Origin of the sequence: Mesorhizobium montanum (assembly GCF_033977145.1) — a bacterium.
GTDB lineage: Bacteria > Pseudomonadota > Alphaproteobacteria > Rhizobiales > Rhizobiaceae > Mesorhizobium > Mesorhizobium montanum.
Map to the genome: position 1 here is coordinate 1 of NZ_JAVIJF010000059.1, position 1,952 is coordinate 1,952.

The following is a 1,952-nucleotide window of genomic DNA, read 5'->3' on the forward strand; positions in this document are numbered from 1 at the left end:
CTGAAGTTTTTGCTTGGCACGACTTGAAAGGCGAGTCGTTGCAGTGACTTGAGTCGATTTGGGCGTCCGATCCGTGTCCATGTGAGGGATTTCCAAATCAGTCGAGATGTGATTCGATTCGTGCATGTTCATCGACGTTGTTCCGAATCGGGGTTCGCCTCCGGCGGTGCTGCTGCGGGAGAGCTATCGCGATGAGAATGGACGGACCCAGAAGCGCACGCTGGCCAATCTGAGCAAGCTGCCGGGCGATGTAATCGAGATGCTGAAGGCGCTCTTGAATGGGGGCGCGTTGATCGGGACGGCGCCGAAGGATTTGGCGATCGAGCGCTCGCTGCCGCACGGCCATGTCGCGGCGGTGTTGGGGACGATCCGCAAGATCAGCCTCGATCGCTTGATCCTGAGTACGGCGAAGGACGCGGCCTCACGCCGGTTTTGCGATCTCGTGGTGGCGATGATGGTCGACCGGTTGATCACGCCGCGTTCGAAGCTTGGCTTCGTGCGGGCAGTGGATGAAGAGACGGCGGCAACGAGCCTGGGCAATCTTTTGAGGCTCGGCAAGGTCAAGGATCATGAGCCCTACGAGGCCCTGGATTGGCTCCTGGAGCGGCAGGAGCGGATCGAGAACGGTTTGGCGCGCCGCCATCTCAAGGACGGCATACTGGTGCTCTATGACGTGAGCTCATCCTACTTCGAGGGCCATTGCTGCCCGCTCGCGCAATTCGGCCACAGCCGCGATCACCGTTCCGACCGGCTGCAGATCGTCTACGGCCTCCTGTGCACCCGCGATGGCTTGCCGATCGCGATCGAGGTGTTTGAGGGCAACGCAGCGGATCCGACGACGCTCAAATCCCAGGTCGACAAGCTGAAGGCGCGTTTCGGGATCAAGCGCGTGGTGCTTATCGGCGATCGCGGGATGATCACGAGCGCGCGCATCCGGGACGACCTCAAGACCTCGTCACTCGACTGGATCACCTGCCTGCGCGCGCCGCAAATCCAGGCCTTGGCGCAAGGCGACGGTCCCTTGCAGCTCTCGCTGTTCGACGAGCGCGATCTCGCCGAGATCTCCTCGCCCGACTTTCCCGGCGAGCGACTGATCATGTGCCGCAATCGCGACCTTGCAATGGAGCGTGCCCGCAAGCGCGAAGCGCTGCTCAAGGCGACCGAACGGGAACTCGCCCGCGTCCAGGCGAACGTGCGCCGCAAGGGTTCAACCTTGCGCAGTGCCGCGGAGATCGGCCTGGCAGTCGGCGAGGTCGTCAACGCCAAAAAGGTGGCCAAGCACTTCGCCCTCGACATTCGCGACGGCCACTTCAGTTGGTCCCGCAAGATCGAACAGATCGCCGCCGAGGCCAAGCTCGACGGCATCTATGTCATCCGTACCAGCGTGCCAAAGGGCGAGCTCTCCGCGCAAAATGCTGTCCAGGCCTACAAAGATCTCTCCCGTGTCGAACGCGCCTTCCGCAGCCTGAAGACGGTCGATCTCGAGATCCGCCCGATCCGCCACTGGAATGCCAACCGCGTGCGCGCGCATGTCTTCCTATGCATGCTCGCCTATCACGTCGAATGGCATTTGCGTCAGAGATTGGCGCCGCTCCTGTTCCACGACACCGAGCTCGATCGCGGGCGCGCCGCGCGAATATCACCGGTCGCATCGACCGAGCCGTCAGCGAGCGCGCGGTCCAAAAAGGCAATCAAGCGCAACGCCAACGGCGATCCCGTCCACAGCTTCGCCGGACTAATCGATCATCTCGGCACCATGACCCGCAACATCATGCGCATGCCACAGGCCAAGAAGCATCCCTTCACGCTACTTTCGAAATCGACGCCGCTTCAGGACCAAGCCTTCAAGCTTCTCGACCTCGATCCGATGCGTGTCCAGTAACCGAAAAATCTGATCGTCAAATTGGCGAGTCGGTTCAAGGCCTTGCACAGCTCACAAACAGAAACTTCGG

The 1,952-nt window shown here is 61.4% G+C and carries 1 protein-coding gene; it reads left to right on the forward strand.

The features are described 5' to 3' along the window. The first annotated feature begins 124 nt into the window (after window positions 1-124). On the forward strand, window positions 125-1,882 hold the full coding sequence (locus RFM68_RS33445) for an IS1634 family transposase (RefSeq protein WP_320237191.1): 1,758 nt from the start codon (window positions 125-127) through the stop codon (window positions 1,880-1,882). Window positions 1,883-1,952 lie beyond the last annotated feature (70 nt).